This window comes from Pseudomonas sp. B26(2017), assembly GCF_002113045.1.
In the GTDB taxonomy this organism is placed as follows: domain Bacteria; phylum Pseudomonadota; class Gammaproteobacteria; order Pseudomonadales; family Pseudomonadaceae; genus Aquipseudomonas.
In genome coordinates, this window is record NZ_NEJJ01000018.1 from 1 (window position 1) to 17,488 (window position 17,488).

Sequence of the window (17,488 nt, forward strand, 5' to 3'; positions counted from 1 at the left end):
GGCTTCAGCGGCGGCGGTGGCAGTTTCGGCGGGGGCGGGTCTTCCGGCGGCTGGTGATAACAATAATGAGCAGGCACTTCACGACATGGCATTACTGACTGAACACGAACAACGCAAGGTCGCGGAGGCCATCGCCCGGGTCGAGCGCGACACCGACGCCGAACTGGTGACGGTGCTCGCGGCCCGTGCCGACGACTACGCGTACATCCCGCTGCTCTGGGCCAGCCTGCTGGCGCTGATTGTGCCGGGGATCGTGCATTACCTGACCGGCTGGCTGACGATGCACAGCCTGTTGCTGGTGCAGTGGGGTATTTTCATCGTGCTGTGCCTGTTGTTTCGCTTGCCGACAATCACCACACATCTGGTGCCACGCCGTGTCCGGCACTGGCGCGCGTCGAACCTGGCGCGGCGGCAGTTTCTCGAACAGAACCTGCACCACACGGTGGGCAGCACCGGCATGCTGATTTTTGTCTGCGAGGCGGAGCGGTATGTGGAGATCCTGGTGGATGAAGGGATTTCCAGAAAACTGGACAACAAAAGCTGGGATTCGATTGTCGCGGCGTTTACCGAACAGGTCCGGCAAGGGCAGACGTTGCAGGGGTTTGTTACCTGTATCGAGGCGTGCGGGGAATTGCTCAAGGTGCATGTGCCGGTGACGCAGGTTCGCAATGAATTGCCCAATCGGCTGGTGGTGCTGGGGTAAACCGTTCGGGAAATTAGCCGTGCCCTTGAGCGCCATCCCCCCTAAACTAGCGGCCATTCCCGATTTGCCCGTCCGAGGCCGCTTTTTCCCATGTCCGTTACCGCTCCCTCCGCATCTGCCAGACCGGCGCCCGATCATCACGCCCGGTTCATCGAGCTGCTGCAAACCAGCCTCGAACAGAACGGCTTTATCAAACTGGTCCTGGCCAGGTACGTCGGCGAAGAAGCGGATCTGCAGCGGATCATCATCAAACCGGTGACGGTCAAGGCGCAGCCGTGCCTGTCGTTCGTTTATCGCTACAAGACCCGCGACATCACCAAGAACCTGCCGCTGGACGAAGCGGTGGCGACGATTGCCGGGCTGCTGCCGACGGCGTTCAAGAATGCGCATTTACTGACGCTGACTGACGAAGCCCAGCTCGAATACAGCAAAAAGGGCAAGAGCTCGCTGTTCATGAGCAAACCCCAGCAATTGCGCGAAGTGCCGTCCGCCGGGCATAACCGTGAGAAAAACCGCTTCCTCGATCTGAACCGGCCATTCCTCAAGGATCTGGGCGTGACCAATGCGCAGCACGAGCTGATCCCGGCGATGTCGCGCAAGTGGAAGCAGATCAACAAGTTCATCGAAGTCTTCAGCCATGCGCTGACCTCGTCGCCGCTGGCCCTGGACAAACCGGTGCGGGTGGCGGATTTCGGTTCGGGCAAGGGTTACCTGACGTTCGCCATTCACGACTACCTGCGCAACACCCTGAAGGCCGAGGGCGAAGTCACCGGCGTGGAGCTGCGTGAAGAAATGGTCAATCTGTGCAACACCGCCGCCGCGAAGCTGGAACACCCGGGGCTGGTGTTCAAATGCGGCGATGTGCGCAGCGTGGCGCCGAGCGAACTGGACGTGATGATCGCCCTGCATGCCTGCGACATCGCCACCGACTACGCGATCCACACCGGCATTCGTTCCGGCGCCTCGATCATCATGTGCTCGCCGTGCTGCCACAAACAGATCCGCTTGCAGATCCAGAGCCCGGCGTTGCTCAAGCCGATGCTGCAATACGGTCTGCACCTGGGCCAACAGGCGGAAATGGTCACAGACAGCTTGCGTGCGCTGTTCCTCGAAGCCTGCGGTTACGAGACCAAGGTGTTCGAGTTCATCTCCCTGGACCACACCAACAAGAACAAGATGATTCTGGCGGTCAAGCGCGCCGAGCCGGTGGACCCGACTCAGCTGCTGGTGAAGATTCAGGAGTTGAAGGCGTTCTACCAGATCAGCGAGCACTGCCTCGAAACCCTGCTGCTCGCTGACGGCCTGCTGAAGCTCAAGGCTTGAGCTGAACCCCGGCGGGTAATGTGCCCGGTTGAGCCGGGCGCACCGCGGTCTTGCGCCCGAGCATCACCGTCGCGATCACCCCGCAGGCGAACAGCCAGGTGATCGGCTCCACGTGTTCGCCAAAGAACAGCGCGGAAAACGCGATAGTGAAGAAGATCTGCAACAACTGGATCTGACTGACCCGGGCAATGCCACCCATGGCCAGCCCGGCGTACCAGGCGAAGAACCCCAGGAACTGCGAAAACAGTGCGACGTAACCGAACGCCCACCAGGTTTTCGCCGACACCGCGCCCTGATGCTGCAACGCCAGATACAGCACCGGGCCGATCAGCAACGGTGTCGACAGCACCAGCGCCCAGCAGATCACCTGCCAGCCGCCCATCTCCCGGGCCAGCCGCCCGCCCTCGGCGTATCCCAGACCGCCCACCGCAATCGCACCGAGCATCAATAAGTCTCCGGCCTGAATGCTGCCGGCGCCGGTGTACAACGCATAACCCAGCACCAGCGCACTGCCCAGCGCGGCGCAGGCCCAGAAGGCTTTCGACGGTCGTTCATGGGACAGCCACGCCGCGTAAAGCGCCACGCACAGCGGCTGCAAGCCGTTGACCAGCGCACCGTGGGACGCCGGCAAGGTCTGCATGGCCCATGCCGACAGCACCGGGAAACCGAGAATCACCCCGGCGATCACCAGGCTCAGGCCTTTGACCTGCTTCCAGGTCGGCCACTTCTCCCGTCGCCACAACAACAGCGCCGCTGCCGGAATCGCCGCAAACAACGCGCGGCCCAGGCCGTTGAGCAGCGGGTGCAGTTCCTGCACCACGATGCGGGTGAAGGGCAGGGTAAGGCTGAAAATCACCACGCCGAGCAGGCCGAGGGCCATGCCGGTGTTTTCGCGCGAAGACATGAGGGCAAACCGATTCAAAGGTGGCAGGGAGGTGCTTTCATCTAGCCACAATCCACGGCAATCGGGCTGTTACAGCTGAGCGCAGAGTTATCCATACAGTTTGCGAACGCCATCGCGGTCCTTGGACTACTGTGAATATTCCTGTGCATTCACCCGAGGAGTCCTGCCCATGGCCGCGAAAAAGATTCTGATGCTGGTCGGCGATTACGTCGAAGACTACGAAGTGATGGTGCCGTTCCAGGCCCTGCAAATGGTCGGTCACACCGTCCACGCGGTGTGCCCGGACAAGGCCGCCGGCAAGACCGTGCGCACCGCGATTCATGACTTCGAAGGCGATCAGACCTACAGCGAGAAGCCCGGTCACCAGTTCGCCCTGAACTTCGATTTCGCCAAGGTCGACGCCAAGGACTACGACGCGTTGCTGGTGCCCGGTGGTCGTGCGCCGGAATACCTGCGGCTGAACGAAAAAGTCCTGGAACTGGTGCGGGCCTTCGACAAGGCCGGCAAACCGATTGCCGCTGTCTGTCACGGCGCGCAACTGCTGGCGGCGGCGGGGATTCTCGAAGGGCGGGAGTGCAGCGCCTACCCGGCCTGTGCCCCGGAAGTGCGGTTGGCCGGCGGCACCTACATCGACATCCCGGTCACGGACGGCCACGTCCAGGGCAACCTGGCGACCGCGCCCGCCTGGCCGGCGCATCCGAAATGGCTGGCGGGTTTCCTCGGGCTGCTTGGAACCAAAATTACCCTGTGACCCATCGATAAGGAGAAACACCATGTCCGGATGGTATGAGTTGAGCAAAAGCAGCAATGGCCAGTTCAGGTTCGTACTGAAAGCGGCGAATGCCGAAACCATTCTGACCAGCGAGCTGTACACCAGCCGCACGGCCGCCGAAAGCGGCATCGCCTCGGTGCAGGCCAACAGCCCGTTGGACGAGCGTTACGAGAGGAAGTCGACAAAGGACGGCCATCCCTACTTCAACCTCAAGGCGGCCAATCACCAGATCATCGGCAGCAGCGAATCCTATTCATCGGACGCGGCGTGCGCCAAAGGCATCGCCAGCGTCAAGGCCAACGGGCCGACGAAGGTGATCAAGGACAAAACCCTGCCGGTGCTTTGAATCCAGCACAAAACCCTGTGGGAGCCTGGCTCCCACAGGTGGGTGTGTGGCTCGAAATCAGCTCAGGCTTTTGAGAATGGCTTGCAACTGATGACGCCCGGCCTCGCTCAGCGGGAACACCGGCAAACGCGGATCGCCGGCTTCCAGATCGGTCAGGCGCAGACCGGCCTTGATCGTCGCTGGCAAGCCACCCTTGAGGATGAAGTCCAGCAGCGGCAACTGGCGGTAGAACAACTCACGCGCCTTGCCCAGATCTCCCGCCAGCGTGGCTTCGTACAAATCCAGGTTGAGCTGCGCAATCAGGTTCGGTGCCGCCGTGCACCAGCCGCTGGCCCCGGCGACGAAGGCTTCCAGCGCCAGCGGGTTGCAGCCGTTGTAGAACGGCACCCGGCCTTCGCCGAGCAGTTGCAGCTTGTGCATGCGCTGGATGTCGCCGGTACTCTCCTTGACCATGGTCACGTTTTCCACGCCATTGACGATGCGCAGGATCAGCTCCACCGACATGTCGGTGCCGCTGGTGGCCGGGTTGTTGTAGAGCATGATCGGCACGCCGATGCTGTCGCCGATGGCGCGGTAGTGGGCCAGGATTTCCGCTTCGCTGAGCTTCCAGTAAGAGCTCGGCAGCACCATCACCACGTCGGCGCCGTGGGCTTCGGCGAAACGTGCGCGGCGCACCGCTTTGGCGGTGGTCAGGTCGGACACGCTGACCACGGTCGGCACGCGTTTGGCCACGTGCGTGATGCTGAACTCGGCGACCTGATCCCACTCCGCATCGCTCAGGTAGGCGCCTTCGCCGGTGCTGCCCAGCGGCGCGATGGCGTGGACGCCACCAGCAATCAGACGATCAATTGAGCGGCCGAGGGCAGGCAGGTCGACGCCTTCGCCGTTGGCGCCGAACGGGGTGATGGTGTAGCCGATGATGCCGTGAATGTTGGACATGGGAGTGCTCCGCAAGGATGAGGTGTTCAGTTCAGGCAATCGGCGTGCTGACGCAGGTTCTGCCGGGCGTAGTAGTTGAAGGCTGCGGCGTGGCGTTTGGGTTTCGAGACCCAGTCATGCGCCTCGCGACCCAGCTCGGGGATGATCGGCTTGATCGTCCCGGCGGCCATCGCCAGCAGTTGCAGTTTGGCGGCGCGCTCGATCAATTGGGCGATGACACAGGCTTCCTCGATGGTCGTGCCGGTGGACAGCTGACCGTGATGGGAAAGCAGGATCGCCCGCTTGTCACCCAGCGCCCCGGCAATCAATTCGCCTTCTTCGTTGCCCACCGGCACGCCCGGCCAGCCTTCAAGGAACGCACAATCTTCGTACAGCGGGCACAGGTCCATGTGGGAAATCTGCAGCGGCACTTCCAGCATCGACAGCGCGGCAATGTGCGTCGGGTGAGTGTGGATGATGCAATTCACGTCCGGCCGGGCGCGGTACACCCAGCTGTGGAAACGGTTGGCCGGGTTAGCCATACCGTGGCCTTCGAGCACTTCCAGGTCTTCGTTGACCAGCAGCAGATTGCTTGCGGTGATTTCATCGAAACCCAGGCCCAGTTGCTGCGTGTAGTAAGTGCCTGGCTGCGGACCACGGGCGGTGATCTGCCCGGCGAGGCCCGAATCGTGGCCGTTCTCGAACAGGATCCGGCAGGTCAGGGCCAGCTTTTGCCGGTCTGTCCACGTATTATCCGCCAGGCTTTTTTGCATCTGGGTCAGCGCTTGCTTGACCAGTTCGTCTTTGGGTAGTGCTAATGTCTTCGCCATATCCGTGTCCTGTGGTGGTTGCCATGGATGACACTTAAGAGGCTATATGACACTTTGTGTCATTAGCAAGGACAAATCGTCTTTCCTTTGCTGGAATAATCGCTTCGCATGTCTATCCGTTTGAAATTATTGAGAAAAAAGCTCGGCGTAACCCTTGAGGCGCTGGCCGAGAAATCCGGCATGACCAAGAGTTACCTGTCTAAGGTCGAGCGCGGCTTGAACACGCCGTCGATTGCCGCCGCGCTGAAACTGGCCAAGGCGCTGAACGTGAAAGTCGAGGAATTGTTCTCCGAAGACAACGTCAGCCTCGACAGCTACAGCCTGGTGCGCAGCCACGAACGCCAGTCGCTGGCGGCCAACGACCACAGCCCCGGCTACGCGGTGCTGGCCCATCAGGTCAGCGAGCGCAGCCTGCTGCCGTTCATCATTTATCCGCCGAGCGAATTCACCGACAAAACCTTCAAGGAACACTTGGGCGAGGAGTTTCTGTTCGTCCACGAAGGCCAGGTCGAAGTCGACTTCGTGAACGAAAGGGTTGTACTGGAGCGGGGCGATGCGCTGCACTTCAATGCACAGAAACCCCATCGCATCCGCTCGGTGGGCGAGGTGCAGGCGCAGTTGCTGGTGGTGGTGCACAGCAGCGAGGAATGATCAGTCCTCGACCGGCACTGACAGCTTCGGGTTGCCCAGGGCATGGGACTTCGAATCAAAGAACCGCAGTTCCACGCCGGTTCCGTCGAACACCTTCGCGTAATGCCGTTTCTGGTGCTGGATGAACGCCGCGCTGCGCGGGTAGATCGAGATCGCCACGGTCTTCGGTTTCGCCAGACGCAGGGCGCGCACAAGGTGGCTGTCCTGTTCGCCGAGGGCATGGCCGAAGATGCACAGGCTGCCGCCGTGACCGAGTAACTGGTCGTAGCAGAACGACAGGTAATCGGAACTGCGGATGGTCTTGAGCTTGTCGGCGCTCGGCCCTTCGTTGACGAACAGTGGCACGTCGTCGAGCGTCTTGAGCGTGTTGTTGATCGCGAAATTGCCGAGCAGCGTGCCCTCGGTGGCGGTCAGCTTGCGGGCGGTGCCGTCCTGGTTGCGCACCAGGTGCAGGCCGCCGTGCAGGTACAGCAGGCGCGGTTTTTCAGTGTGGCTGGCGCACAGATCGAAACTCGCATCGGGGCCGTTGAACAGGTCGTCGATCGCCTCGCCCTGATGTTGCAGGGCCCAATAATTGAGCAAGTCGTAATTGGTGGTGAACACCGTGCGATAACTTGCCAGTTCACTGTTCAGCGTCGCCAGGGTCGAGGCTTCGATCAGCCGCCACGGGATGTGTACCGCGTGCACGGTATTGATCAGCGCTTCCTTGATCGCGTAGTAGCGGTTGCGCGGCGCGGCCGAGCTGACGGCCAGCGCCTTGTTGACCCGGCTGGTGGTTTTCAGCGCGCCGAGTACCTGCTCGAAACTGCGCGTCTGCATCGCGTCGAACACGCTCAGTTCCGACGGGCTCAACGGTTTTTCTTCCACCGTGCGGGCGTTTTCGAACAGCGAGTCGTAGCCGAAGTCGTCCCACACCGCGCGACTGGCGCCATTGCCCAGCAGCAGACCGCTGAAGTCGGTGGTGGCGCGCAACGCGTTCCAGTCTTCGAGGGTGGCGTCGACATCCAGAAAATCAGTCATTGCAGGGCACGTCTCAAAACAAAGGGGCAGATGGACGGCGACTTTATCACGAGCGGGCATTGAGCCAGATCAACATCCGCCGTGACCGATCAGTCGATCCTGTGTGCACCCGCCGGATCGCAGAAGTCGATTTGGTCCCTGTCAGGAGTCGCGCCATGAGCAGCACCTTTTTCATTCCAGCAGTCAACATCATGGGCAGCGGCTGCCTCGACGAAGCCATGCTTGCGATCCGCAATTACGGTTTTCGCAAGGCGCTGATCGTCACCGACGCCGGGCTGGCCAAGGCCGGCGTGGCGACGATGATCGCCGAGAAACTGGCGATGCAGGACATCGATTCAGTGATCTTCGACGGCGCCAAACCCAACCCGAGCATCGCCAACGTCGAGGCGGGACTGGCGCTGCTCAAGAACAGCCGCTGCGATTTCGTGGTGTCGCTGGGCGGCGGCTCGCCCCACGACTGCGCCAAGGGCATCGCGTTGTGCGCGACCAACGGCGGGCAGATCCGCGACTACGAAGGCGTCGATCAATCGACCAAGCCGCAACTGCCGCTGATCGCCATCAACACCACCGCCGGCACCGCCAGCGAGATGACCCGGTTCTGCATCATCACCGACGAAACCCGCCACGTGAAAATGGCCATCGTCGACCGCAACGTCACGCCGCTGCTGTCGGTCAACGACCCGGCGCTGATGGTCGCCATGCCGAAAGGCCTGACCGCCGCCACCGGCATGGACGCGCTGACCCATGCGATCGAAGCCTACGTCTCCACCGCTGCCAACCCGATCACCGATGCCTGCGCACTGAAGGCCATGACTTTGATCAGCAACAACCTGCGCCTGGCCGTGCGTGACGGCAGCGATCTGGCCGCGCGGGAAAACATGGCCTACGCGCAGTTCCTCGCGGGCATGGCGTTCAACAATGCCTCGCTCGGCTATGTGCACGCGATGGCGCACCAGTTGGGCGGTTTCTACGATCTGCCTCACGGCGTGTGCAACGCGGTGTTGTTGCCGCATGTGCAGACGTTCAACGCGCTGGTCTGTGCCGATCGCCTCACCGACGTAGCCCACGCCATGGGGGCCGACATTCGTGGTTTCAGTCCGGAGGAGGGTGCAAAAGCCGCGATTGATGCGATCCGTTGCCTGGCCAGAGACGTCGAGATACCCGGCGGCCTGCGCGATCTGGGCGCCAAGTGCACCGACATTCCGGTACTCGCCGCCAACGCCCTGAAAGACGCCTGCGGCTTCACCAATCCGCGCGCTGCGGATCAACGGCAGATCGAGGAGATTTTCCGCAGTGCGTTTTAAACGGACTGGCGATCGGGTGTGAACCTCGTGCAGAGCACCGCGCCCGCCGCCAGAAAGCAACACAGCAGCGACAGCGGCCACGCGTGTGGACCGGCCAGCAGGCTGGCCACCGCGCCGATCAGTGCGGCCATCAACTGGTGGATGAAACCGCTCAGGGCCATCGCGTAAGCGCCGGCAATCGGCGCTCCATCGTTGGCCCGCGAGAGGCTGATCGGATAGTTCAGCGACTGGCCGAACACGGCGACGCAGTAAGGCAACCAAAGCAGCCAGGCAACGGCGCTGGCCAGCAGGCTGCCAGCCAGCATTACCCCGCCTCCGGCCATCACCAGGCCCACACCCAACGCCATCAACCGATGCTGACCGGTACGCAGCACAAAGCGATTGACCGCCAGCGCCCCCAGAAAATACGCCGCACTGATCGGCCAGCCCAGCAACCCGTAGTCGGTCGTCGACCAACCGAACGGGCCTTGCAGAATCAACGGCGCAGCGCTGTTGAACGCGATGATCACGCCATAACCCAGACCACCCGCGAGCGCCGGCAGAATAAACGCCCGGTGGGTCAGAATCCTTCCGTAGACCGCCCAGGGCGACGCGGTTGCGGGTGCTTCGACAAGTTCCGGAAAGCTCAGGCGCGAGACAATCGCAGCCATCAACAGGCTGACCGCACCCAGCAGATAGAAAATCGCCTGCCAGCCCAGCGTCACCTGAATCAGCGAGCCGGCGTATTGCCCGATCCCGAGCGCGACAACGAACGAAATCGAAATCCACGACAACGCCTTCGCCAGCAGATCGCCCCGGAAACTGTCACGGATCAGCACCCGCGCCATCACTGAAATGCCGCTGGCGCCGATCCCCTGAAGCAGTCGCAACAGCAGGAACGACTCCAGCGTCGAACCCAGCGGCAACGCCAGGTTCGCCAGCCCGTAAATCCCCAGCGCCGCCAACAGCACCGGTTTACGGCCGATGCGATGCGCCAGACTGCCCCAGAGCAGCATCGGCAGCGCCATGCCGATCAGGTACAGCGACAAGCCCCAGGCCACCTGCGTTGCATCGACGTGCAAGTGCCCGGCGATCTGTGGCAACGCCGGCAGGTAAATGCTCATGCCCAGTTGGGCGAGGAACACGGTGGAGCAGGTGATGAGCAGGATGAGTCCGGGATTCATGAGTCGTCCGTGAAGGTTCAGCGGTCGCGATGGCCGCCGTGAGTCAGTAACAGTCCGGTGATCAAATCACAGAACTGGTGGATCAGGGTCGATTCCATGTCGGCGCGCAGGGTCACGCGGATCGCGGCTTTACCTTGCGCCACCGCCGGGAAAAACACCGCGCTGGTGAAAAAGCCGTGTTCGGCCAGTTCAATGGCAATTCGAGTGGCCAGGGCAGCCTCGCCGCAGTTGATCAAACGGATGGCCATGGGGCTGCCGTGCTGTTCGGTGCTCACCAGACTGTCGAACAGGCGAATATTGCTCTGGAGCCGAATCTGCAACGCACGCAGCTCTGCACTGCGATGCAGCTGAATTGAGGCAAGGCCCGCACCGATGGCCGCGCGATTGAGGCTTTGCGACCCGTTGCTCGGCCCGCCGTAACGCTGAATCAGTTTCCTCTGCCGCTCATTGCCGAGCATCACCAGGCCGCCGCTGGCCCCGAACGATTTGGCCAGTGACGAGACGATCAGGCAGTCCTCATCCAGCGCCGGCATTCTTGGCCGTACAAGACCGGCGCCATTGCTGCCGACCGCCGACAACGCGTGGGAATCATCGAGATAAAGAAACAGGCCGTAACGTTCTTTCAGGTACAGCAGACCGTCCAGATTAGCCACACCGCCCATGCTGTAGGCACCGTCGCCAACGAAGGCGACGGTTGAATGACGCTGGCACACCGACTCGAGAAAATCCATGTCGTTGTGGGGGCAGGTCAATACCTGGGTTTCATCGGCGCAACTGGCCTTCAGGTGATTCATCGAATAGTGAGCCAGACGATCGAACACCATCACCGGTGGACGGCCCTGGGTAAACACACCACTGGCCAGCAGCGGCAGGATCCCGGCACTGGCGGCGCTGCAGGACAAAGTGCTCAGACACACCGCGCCAAACAATTGCGACAGCTCGCTTTCGTATCGGTCGAGCAGCGCCAGCTTGCAGCGGTTTTTCGAGTTGGCTACGCGCAGTGTGTCGGTTTCCCGTAACGCCGCGATGGCACCTTCGAGCAGGGCGGGGTGGTGATCGAGACCCAGATAGGACGTGGTGCAGAAATGATGGAACTGGCGCCCGTGCTGATCGAGCAAGTGGTTGCAGCCTTTGACTTCGACGTTGAGGGCGGCGATTTTTTCGGCTTCGGCAGCCTCCCGGTCGTGGTCGGCCAGCGCGATGACTTTGCGATAGTGGGGGAAAGTGTGGGCGGTGGTATCGGGCAGATTGTTCAAAGCAGCTCTCCTTGAGCATGGCAATCCATGGGGTGTTTCAATTTGTGTGTGTTGCCAGACTTTACAGAGGGCGATGCGGGGTCAGAATCGGCTGTATCCGATAGCCTTGAGCGTTGTTTGAGTTTTTTTTGTAGGGGAATGTAACCCTTGGTTGTAGGGCAATTGACTGCCTGCATCGAGAGCAACGCGGTTATCCTGCCGGGGTCCGCGAACCCTGTTAACGAGTGCCTCATGTTGCAGAAAAACCTGACCCGCCGCCTCGACCTGATCACCCTGCAACTGTTCGTCGCCGTGCACGAGGAAGGCACGCTGACCCGTGCCGCGTCCCGCGAGGCGATTGCCGTGTCGGCGGCGAGCAAGCGCTTGATGGAGCTGGAGGAAGCGCTGGGGATCAGCCTGTTCGTGCGTCAGGCGAAAGGCATGACCCTGACCCCGGCCGGCGAAACCCTGTTGCACCACGCCCGGCGGATGTTGTTCAACGTCGAGAAAATGGGCCTGGAACTGGGCGAGCACAGCCACGGTGTACGCGGCTATGTACGAATGCTGGCGAACCTGTCGGCGATCATTGAATTTCTCCCCGAGGACCTGCGTGACTTCGCCGCGCAACACCCGCAGGTCAAGACCGACCTCGAAGAACGGCCCAGTGCCGGAGTGATTCAGGGTGTGCTCGATGGCGTGGCGGATCTGGGTATCTGCTCCAGCGACAGTGATATCAAAGGCCTGCACAGCGTGTGCTATCGCCGGGACAAACTGGTGGTGGTGATGTTGCCCGAGCATCCGCTGGCAGTGCGTGAATCCATGGCGTTCAGCGAAACCCTCGACAGCGATTACGTCGGCCTGCATGCCGCCAGTTCGATCAACATGCGCACCCACGCCGCCGCGCGGCAGGCCGGCAAGGTGCTGCGCATACGCATTCATGTGCCGGGTTTCGACGCGGTGTGCCGGATGGTGCAGGCCAACATGGGCATCGGCATCCTGCCGCAGCGGGCGTATGAATTGTTTGGTCGGGCGCTGGGGCTGCAAGCGGTGCCGCTGACCGATGGCTGGTCGGATCGCGACCTTATCGTGGTGGTGCGCGACGAGGCCGGGTTGTCGCCCGTGAGCCGGATCCTGTTCGAGCATTTGCGCGCAGCCGGCTGAGCGTTCGCGTTTGGCGAACGCCCGTTGCCGAGTGACGGCTGGATTGCAGTCATGACGTTCCTCTAGCCTTGGCCGCAATTCCAAGAACAAGAGGTACCCCGCGATGACTGCTCCTCTGAGTGCGATCAAAGTGATCGAAATCGGCACCCTGATTGCTGCGCCGTTTGCCGCGCGCATGCTCGCCGAATTCGGCGCCGAGGTGATCAAGATCGAAGCCATGGGTCAGGGCGACCCGCTGCGCAAATGGCGCAAGCTGCACGAAGGAACGTCGCTGTGGTGGTACCTGCAATCGCGCAACAAGAAATCCCTGGCGCTCAATCTGAAATCCGGCGAAGGCATCGAACTGGTCAAGCAACTGGCCCGTGATGCCGATGTGATCATCGAAAACCTGCGCCCCGGCGCCCTGGAAAAACTCGGTCTGGGTTGGGACGTGCTGCACGCGCTCAATCCCGACCTGACCCTGGTGCGCATTTCCGGCTACGGCCAGACCGGCCCTTACCGCGACCGCCCCGGCTTCGGTGCGATCGGCGAGGCCATGGGCGGCATTCGCTACACCACCGGTACCCCCGGTTCGCCACCGGCGCGAGTCGGTGTCAGCCTCGGCGATTCGCTGGCTTCGCTGCACGCGGTGATCGGCGCGCTGATGTCGCTGCTGCGGGTCAAGACCGGGCAGGGCGGCGGGCAGATTGTCGACGTGTCACTGGCCGAAAGCGTGTTCAACGTCATGGAAAGCCTGGTGCCGGAATACGACATGCTCGGCCATGTCCGCGAACGCAGCGGCGGCGCGTTGCCGGGCATCGCACCCTCCAACACCTACCTCACGGCCGATGGCGCCTACGTGGTGATCGCCGGTAACAGCGATCCGATCTACAAGCGCCTGATGCAGGTGATCGGTCGGGATGATCTGGCCGACGCCGAAGAGTTCGCCCACAACGACGGCCGCGCCGCGAAGAGCGGTCTGCTCGACGCCGCCATTACCCACTGGACCAGCAGCCTGCCGATCAATGATGTACTGGCGGCACTGGAAGCCGCCGAAGTGCCGGCCGGCCGCATCTACTCGGTGGCCGATATTGTTGCCGATCCGCACTATCAGGCCCGGGACATGTTGCTCGACGCCGAACTGCCCGGCGGGGCGAGCGTGAAGATGCCGGGCATCGTGCCCAAGCTTTCGGAAACCCCCGGCGGGGTGAACTGGTCGGGCCCCGGCCTTGGTCAGCACACCGACGGCATTCTCGCAGGTCTCGGTCTGACCGCCTCGGACATCGAACGCCTGAAAAGCCAGGGGGTGGTGCAATGATCAGCGATTACTCGCAGACCCTGATCGTCCAGGAAGTCTCGCCCCGGGACGGCCTGCAAATCGAACCGACCTGGGTCGAAACCGAAGACAAGATCGCCCTGATCGATCAGCTGTCACAGGCAGGATTCAGCCGCATCGAGGCCGGCTCGTTCGTCTCGCCGAAAGCGATCCCGGCCCTGCGTGATGGCGAGCAGGTGTTCAAGGGCATTGAGCGTCAGCCGGGGGTGATTTACGTCGCGCTGATTCCCAACCTCAAGGGCGCGCAACGGGCGCTGGAGTCCGGCGCCGATGAACTGAACCTGGTGATGTCCGCCAGCCAGACCCACAACCTGGCGAACATGCGCATGCGTTGCGAAGCCTCGCTGGCGGCGTTCGGCGAAATCGTGAGTTTCGCCAGCGGCTCGGGCGTGCGGCTCAACGGCAGTATCGCGACGACCTTCGGTTGCCCGTTCGAAGGCGCAATCGACGAAGACCTTGTATTGCAAATTGTCGAGGCCTATCAGGCGCTCGGGATTCAGGGCATCACCCTGGCCGACACCACCGGCATGGCCAATCCGCGACAGGTCGATCGACTGGTGCGACGGGTATTGCAGCGCGTTTCGGCGGCGGACCTGACCCTGCATTTCCACAACACCCGAGGCCTGGGTCTGTGCAATGTACTGGCGGCTTACGAAGCAGGTGCCCGGCGTTTCGACGCGGCGTTGGGCGGGCTCGGCGGCTGTCCGTTTGCACCGGGTGCATCGGGCAATATTTGCACCGAAGACCTGGTGAACCTCTGCGATGAAGTCGGCATTTACACCGGCATCGATCTGCCGCTGCTGCTGAAACTGTCCCGTGGTTTGCCCGCGCTGCTGGGCCACGAAGTGCCGGGGCAACTGGCCAAGGCCGGACGCAATTGCGATCTGCACCCGATCCCCACCTGATTTCACACGCTCACCGACTCACCCGAACCAGACAACAACAACAATCGGACGCCCACCGGCAGTCCGCCTGGAGAAAAAACTATGAGCCTCAATGTTATGGAGGCGGGCGCGAGCCCGTCCGTCGATCACGACGCCGAAAAAGCCCTGGTCAGCAAGGTCGCCTGGCGCCTGATGCCGTTGATCATGGTCTGCTACCTGTTCGCCTTCTTCGACCGCATCAACATCAGCTTCGCCAAGTTTCAGTTGCAGGCCGACCTGAGCCTGAGTGACACCGCCTACGGTCTCGGTGCCGGTCTGTTCGTGGTCGGTTACGTGCTGTTCGAAGTGCCGAGCAACATGATGCTGTACAAGGTCGGCGCACGGCGCTGGATCGCCCGGATCATGATGTCCTGGGGCGTGGCGACGGCGCTGATGGTGTTCGTCACCAGCGAATGGCAGTTCTACGTGCTGCGCTTTCTGATCGGGGCGATGGAGGCCGGTTTCGCCCCCGGCGTGCTGTATTACCTGACGCTGTGGTTCCCGCAGCACTTCCGTGGCCGCATCACTTCGATGCTGTTCCTGGCCTCGGCGTTTGCCGGACTGGTCGGCGCGCCGTTCTCCGGACTGGTGCTGGAACACCTCGACGGCGTGCTGCAAATGCGCGGCTGGCACTGGTTGTTCCTGCTCGGCGGTGTGCCTTGCGTCGGTCTGGGTTTTCTGGTGCTGACCTTGCTCAAGGATCGCATCGAGGACGCTCACTGGCTGACCCCGGATGAGAAAAAACTGTTGGCCAGCCGCATCGCCCATCACGAACCGCACAAGAGTGGCGGTTCGTTGCTGGCGGCGCTGAAGATTCCGGGTTTCCTGACCTTGGGGCTGATCTACTTCCTGATCCAGGTCGCGTCCTACGGCCTGAATTTCTGGGCTCCGCAACTGATCCGCAGTGCCGGCACCGAAAGCCCGGTGATGATCGGTCTGCTGACCTCGATTCCGTACGTTTGCGGTGCGATCAGCATGGTGGTGATCGGTCGTCTGTCAGATGCCACGGGGGAGCGGCGCAAGTTTGTCGCGGGGCTGGTGGTTGTCGGCGCCATCGGCTTCTTCAGTGCGGGGATTTTCGCCAGCCACACCACGTTCCTGATCGTCGCCCTTGGATTGCTGGGCGCCGGGATCATCGCGTCGATTCCGAGTTTCTGGACCCTGCCACCGAAGTTGCTGGCCGGCGCTGGAGCCGGTGCGGCGGGCGGGATTGCGGTGATCAACACCCTGGGGCAGTTCGGCGGCATCGTCAGCCCGGTAATGGTCGGCCGGATCAGGGATCTGACCGGCAGCACCACACCGGCGTTGTATGTCATCGGCGTGGCGGCGCTGATCGCGGCGGCGTTGCTGTTGTGGGGCTTGCCGCAGAAGCTGCGCACGCTGGACAAGTACTGAGATCACGGGCTGGTCGTTCTTGTAACGCGAACGATCAGCTCGCCGCTGACAGGGACCTGGCAGCCGAGTCACCAAACTGAATCAGCACCACTCCAGCCATCAACAACACCGCGCCGAACAGGCGCGGCAAGGTCAGATGTTTCTCCACCAATCCGAACAGGCCAAAGTGATCCAGCACGATTGACGTGATCATTTGCCCGGCCAGGGCCAGCGCCAGAAATCCCGACGCCCCCAACTTTGGCAGCAACACCACCGCCAATGCGACAAAGCACACCCCGAACGCGCCACCGGTCCACATCCAAAACGGCAGCTTGCTGGCGAGGGCCAGCGACGGCAACGGCAGGCGCAGCGCGACAATCACCGGCAACAACACCAGCACGCTCACCACAAGCGAGGTGAGCGTTGCCCACAGCGGATGCCCCAACCCCCGCGCCAGATTGATGTTGATCGCACTCTGAAACGGCACCACCGCACCGGCGAATACCGCCAATAACAGCAATCCGACCCACTGCATCGTCCCCATGACCGTTCTCCTGCAAGGTTTTGCTGGACTCTAGGGTATTCGTCGCGCAGATTTAAATTCTGTTTTGATATTCGGAACATGCATCGAATGAATGATCTGCGCCGCATCGATCTCAACCTGCTGGTGATTCTGGACGCGTTGCTGAGCGAGCAGCATGTGACCCGCGCTGCCGAGCGTCTGCACCTGAGTCAACCGGCGGTCAGCCACGCGTTGGCGCGCTTGCGCGACTTGCTCGGTGATCCATTGCTGGTGCGTGCCGGTTCGGGGCTGGTGCCCACCGCGCGAGCGCTGGAGCTGGCGGCACCGCTGGCAGAAACCCTGGCTCAGGTGCAATCGTTGCTGGCGCCGAATACCTTTGATCCGGCCAGCGCCCGTCGGACCTTTCGCCTTGCGATGTCGGACTACGGCGCGGCGATCATCCTGCCCGGACTGATTCGCACCTTGCGCGCGAAAGCGCCGGGTATCGATCTGCAAATCAGTCACGCCAGCCGCGAAGGCATGGTCGAAGGTCTGCTCAACGGCGACATCGATCTCGCTGCCGGTGTACTCCCGGAACTGCCCGGTGAACTGCGTAGCACGCCGTTGTTCGAGGAACGCTACGTCTGCCTTCTGGATCGCCATAGCCTTCCCGCCGGAGGTGTTCTCGACCTGCCAACCTATCTCTCCCGTCCCCATGTCCTGCTGGAAATGCGCGGCAGCGGCACCCCGGAAATCGAACGCACCCTGACCGCCCTGCGCGAACGCCGCCGCGTCGCCATCAGCCTGCCGCACTGGAGCGTCGCGCCGCAGTTCATCAGCGGCACGGACCTGATCCTGACCGTGGCCTCGCGGGCGTTGAATGAGGTGCATGACGACTCACTGATCGTCGTGCCGCCACCGTTTGAAATCGCGCCGTTCACGTTTGTCTCGGCGTGGCACAAACGGCGCGGCGGGGATCAGGCGTTGAACTGGTTGAATCGGCGGATTGAGCAGGGGATAGTGCGCGGCTGAAAAATATCAAGG

Annotated in this window: 18 protein-coding genes; 11 read left to right on the forward strand and 7 right to left on the reverse strand. The window is 62.1% G+C overall.

Features of this window, described 5'->3' with window-relative positions; translation table 11 throughout:
• Nucleotides 1-85 precede the first annotated feature (85 nt).
• Nucleotides 86-703, forward strand: a complete 618-nt coding sequence (locus CAF79_RS23530; RefSeq protein WP_085700545.1) for a TPM domain-containing protein — start codon at nucleotides 86-88, stop codon at nucleotides 701-703.
• A gap of 90 nt (nucleotides 704-793) precedes the next feature.
• Nucleotides 794-2,026 (forward strand): SAM-dependent methyltransferase, encoded by a 1,233-nt coding sequence (locus CAF79_RS23535; RefSeq protein WP_085700546.1) that lies wholly within the window; start codon nucleotides 794-796, stop codon nucleotides 2,024-2,026.
• Here the strand turns inward: CAF79_RS23535 and CAF79_RS23540 are convergent.
• The gene (locus CAF79_RS23540; RefSeq protein WP_064383007.1) at nucleotides 2,016-2,930 is read right to left on the reverse strand and encodes a DMT family transporter; all 915 of its coding nucleotides are present in this window, start codon (nucleotides 2,928-2,930) and stop codon (nucleotides 2,016-2,018) included. The genes CAF79_RS23535 and CAF79_RS23540 overlap by 11 nt on opposite strands.
• Before the next feature lie 169 nt (nucleotides 2,931-3,099).
• On the opposite strand from CAF79_RS23540, the gene CAF79_RS23545 reads away from it, so the two are divergent.
• Both CAF79_RS23545 and CAF79_RS23550 read left to right on the forward strand, forming a co-directional pair.
• Nucleotides 3,100-3,681: a DJ-1/PfpI family protein gene (locus tag CAF79_RS23545; protein ID WP_007957909.1), complete on the forward strand. Its 582-nt coding sequence runs from the start codon at nucleotides 3,100-3,102 to the stop codon at nucleotides 3,679-3,681.
• A 22-nt stretch (nucleotides 3,682-3,703) separates the two neighbouring features.
• Nucleotides 3,704-4,048, forward strand: a complete 345-nt coding sequence (locus CAF79_RS23550; protein WP_085700547.1) for a YegP family protein — start codon at nucleotides 3,704-3,706, stop codon at nucleotides 4,046-4,048.
• Between the two features lie 57 nt (nucleotides 4,049-4,105).
• On the opposite strand, the gene CAF79_RS23555 is transcribed toward CAF79_RS23550, so the two are convergent.
• Both CAF79_RS23555 and CAF79_RS23560 read right to left on the reverse strand, forming a co-directional pair.
• Nucleotides 4,106-4,987 (reverse strand): dihydrodipicolinate synthase family protein, encoded by an 882-nt coding sequence (locus tag CAF79_RS23555; RefSeq protein WP_085700548.1) that lies wholly within the window; start codon nucleotides 4,985-4,987, stop codon nucleotides 4,106-4,108.
• Nucleotides 4,988-5,013: 26 nt separating this feature from the next.
• Entirely contained in the window at nucleotides 5,014-5,796 is a 783-nt protein-coding gene (locus CAF79_RS23560; RefSeq protein WP_085700549.1) for an aldolase, read from the reverse strand.
• A gap of 108 nt (nucleotides 5,797-5,904) precedes the next feature.
• Here CAF79_RS23560 and CAF79_RS23565 point away from each other — a divergent pair, with 108 nt between their 5' ends.
• Nucleotides 5,905-6,447, forward strand: coding sequence for a helix-turn-helix domain-containing protein (locus CAF79_RS23565; RefSeq protein ID WP_085700550.1), 543 nt, complete (start codon nucleotides 5,905-5,907; stop codon nucleotides 6,445-6,447).
• Here the strand turns inward: CAF79_RS23565 and CAF79_RS23570 are convergent, their stop codons facing one another.
• On the reverse strand, nucleotides 6,448-7,467 hold the full coding sequence (locus tag CAF79_RS23570; RefSeq protein WP_085700551.1) for a DUF4917 family protein: 1,020 nt from the start codon (nucleotides 7,465-7,467) through the stop codon (nucleotides 6,448-6,450).
• Between the two features lie 155 nt (nucleotides 7,468-7,622).
• On the opposite strand from CAF79_RS23570, the gene yiaY reads away from it, so the two are divergent.
• Nucleotides 7,623-8,771 (forward strand): L-threonine dehydrogenase, encoded by a 1,149-nt coding sequence (gene yiaY / locus CAF79_RS23575; protein WP_085700552.1) that lies wholly within the window; start codon nucleotides 7,623-7,625, stop codon nucleotides 8,769-8,771.
• On the opposite strand, the gene CAF79_RS23580 is transcribed toward yiaY, so the two are convergent.
• Both CAF79_RS23580 and CAF79_RS23585 read right to left on the reverse strand, forming a co-directional pair.
• Nucleotides 8,768-9,934 (reverse strand): MFS transporter, encoded by a 1,167-nt coding sequence (locus tag CAF79_RS23580; protein WP_085700553.1) that lies wholly within the window; start codon nucleotides 9,932-9,934, stop codon nucleotides 8,768-8,770. The two genes, yiaY and CAF79_RS23580, sit on opposite strands and share 4 nt — an antisense overlap.
• A gap of 17 nt (nucleotides 9,935-9,951) precedes the next feature.
• Entirely contained in the window at nucleotides 9,952-11,181 is a 1,230-nt protein-coding gene (locus CAF79_RS23585; RefSeq protein ID WP_371917939.1) for an aminotransferase class I/II-fold pyridoxal phosphate-dependent enzyme, read from the reverse strand.
• Nucleotides 11,182-11,421: 240 nt separating this feature from the next.
• On the opposite strand from CAF79_RS23585, the gene CAF79_RS23590 reads away from it, so the two are divergent.
• The 4 genes from CAF79_RS23590 to CAF79_RS23605 all read left to right on the forward strand — a co-directional run bounded on the left by CAF79_RS23590 (nucleotide 11,422) and on the right by CAF79_RS23605 (nucleotide 15,963).
• Nucleotides 11,422-12,330: a LysR family transcriptional regulator gene (locus tag CAF79_RS23590; RefSeq protein WP_085700555.1), complete on the forward strand. Its 909-nt coding sequence runs from the start codon at nucleotides 11,422-11,424 to the stop codon at nucleotides 12,328-12,330.
• A 103-nt stretch (nucleotides 12,331-12,433) separates the two neighbouring features.
• Nucleotides 12,434-13,627 (forward strand): CaiB/BaiF CoA-transferase family protein, encoded by a 1,194-nt coding sequence (locus CAF79_RS23595; protein ID WP_085700556.1) that lies wholly within the window; start codon nucleotides 12,434-12,436, stop codon nucleotides 13,625-13,627.
• Entirely contained in the window at nucleotides 13,624-14,550 is a 927-nt protein-coding gene (locus CAF79_RS23600) for a hydroxymethylglutaryl-CoA lyase (protein WP_085700557.1), read from the forward strand. The genes CAF79_RS23595 and CAF79_RS23600 overlap by 4 nt, the downstream gene beginning before the upstream one ends.
• Nucleotides 14,551-14,631: 81 nt before the next feature.
• A complete protein-coding gene (locus tag CAF79_RS23605; protein ID WP_085700558.1) occupies nucleotides 14,632-15,963 on the forward strand; it encodes an MFS transporter in 1,332 nt (443 codons plus the stop codon).
• A 34-nt stretch (nucleotides 15,964-15,997) separates the two neighbouring features.
• On the opposite strand, the gene CAF79_RS23610 is transcribed toward CAF79_RS23605, so the two are convergent.
• Nucleotides 15,998-16,486 carry a DMT family transporter gene (locus tag CAF79_RS23610; RefSeq protein ID WP_085700559.1) on the reverse strand — a complete coding sequence of 163 codons (489 nt, stop codon included), beginning with the start codon at nucleotides 16,484-16,486 and terminating at the stop codon, nucleotides 15,998-16,000.
• 78 nt (nucleotides 16,487-16,564) lie between these two features.
• On the opposite strand from CAF79_RS23610, the gene CAF79_RS23615 reads away from it, so the two are divergent.
• Entirely contained in the window at nucleotides 16,565-17,476 is a 912-nt protein-coding gene (locus CAF79_RS23615) for a LysR family transcriptional regulator (RefSeq protein ID WP_170929778.1), read from the forward strand.
• The last annotated feature ends 12 nt before the right edge of the window (nucleotides 17,477-17,488 follow it).

Excerpts from the sequence above, each read along its gene's own strand:
- CAF79_RS23600 (WP_085700557.1), top strand. The coding sequence starts at position 13,624 with ATGATCAGCGATTACTCGCAGACCCTGATCGTCCAGGAAGTCTCGCCC.
- CAF79_RS23610 (WP_085700559.1), bottom strand. The coding sequence starts at position 16,486 with ATGGGGACGATGCAGTGGGTCGGATTGCTGTTATTGGCGGTATTCGCC.
- CAF79_RS23570 (WP_085700551.1), bottom strand. The coding sequence starts at position 7,467 with ATGACTGATTTTCTGGATGTCGACGCCACCCTCGAAGACTGGAACGCG.
- CAF79_RS23615 (WP_170929778.1), top strand. The coding sequence starts at position 16,565 with ATGCATCGAATGAATGATCTGCGCCGCATCGATCTCAACCTGCTGGTG.
- CAF79_RS23560 (WP_085700549.1), bottom strand. The coding sequence starts at position 5,796 with ATGGCGAAGACATTAGCACTACCCAAAGACGAACTGGTCAAGCAAGCG.
- yiaY (WP_085700552.1), top strand. The coding sequence starts at position 7,623 with ATGAGCAGCACCTTTTTCATTCCAGCAGTCAACATCATGGGCAGCGGC.
- CAF79_RS23590 (WP_085700555.1), top strand. The coding sequence starts at position 11,422 with ATGTTGCAGAAAAACCTGACCCGCCGCCTCGACCTGATCACCCTGCAA.
- CAF79_RS23555 (WP_085700548.1), bottom strand. The coding sequence starts at position 4,987 with ATGTCCAACATTCACGGCATCATCGGCTACACCATCACCCCGTTCGGC.
- CAF79_RS23545 (WP_007957909.1), top strand. The coding sequence starts at position 3,100 with ATGGCCGCGAAAAAGATTCTGATGCTGGTCGGCGATTACGTCGAAGAC.
- CAF79_RS23595 (WP_085700556.1), top strand. The coding sequence starts at position 12,434 with ATGACTGCTCCTCTGAGTGCGATCAAAGTGATCGAAATCGGCACCCTG.
- CAF79_RS23580 (WP_085700553.1), bottom strand. The coding sequence starts at position 9,934 with ATGAATCCCGGACTCATCCTGCTCATCACCTGCTCCACCGTGTTCCTC.
- CAF79_RS23530 (WP_085700545.1), top strand. The coding sequence starts at position 86 with ATGGCATTACTGACTGAACACGAACAACGCAAGGTCGCGGAGGCCATC.
- CAF79_RS23535 (WP_085700546.1), top strand. The coding sequence starts at position 794 with ATGTCCGTTACCGCTCCCTCCGCATCTGCCAGACCGGCGCCCGATCAT.
- CAF79_RS23605 (WP_085700558.1), top strand. The coding sequence starts at position 14,632 with ATGAGCCTCAATGTTATGGAGGCGGGCGCGAGCCCGTCCGTCGATCAC.
- CAF79_RS23550 (WP_085700547.1), top strand. The coding sequence starts at position 3,704 with ATGTCCGGATGGTATGAGTTGAGCAAAAGCAGCAATGGCCAGTTCAGG.
- CAF79_RS23540 (WP_064383007.1), bottom strand. The coding sequence starts at position 2,930 with ATGTCTTCGCGCGAAAACACCGGCATGGCCCTCGGCCTGCTCGGCGTG.
- CAF79_RS23565 (WP_085700550.1), top strand. The coding sequence starts at position 5,905 with ATGTCTATCCGTTTGAAATTATTGAGAAAAAAGCTCGGCGTAACCCTT.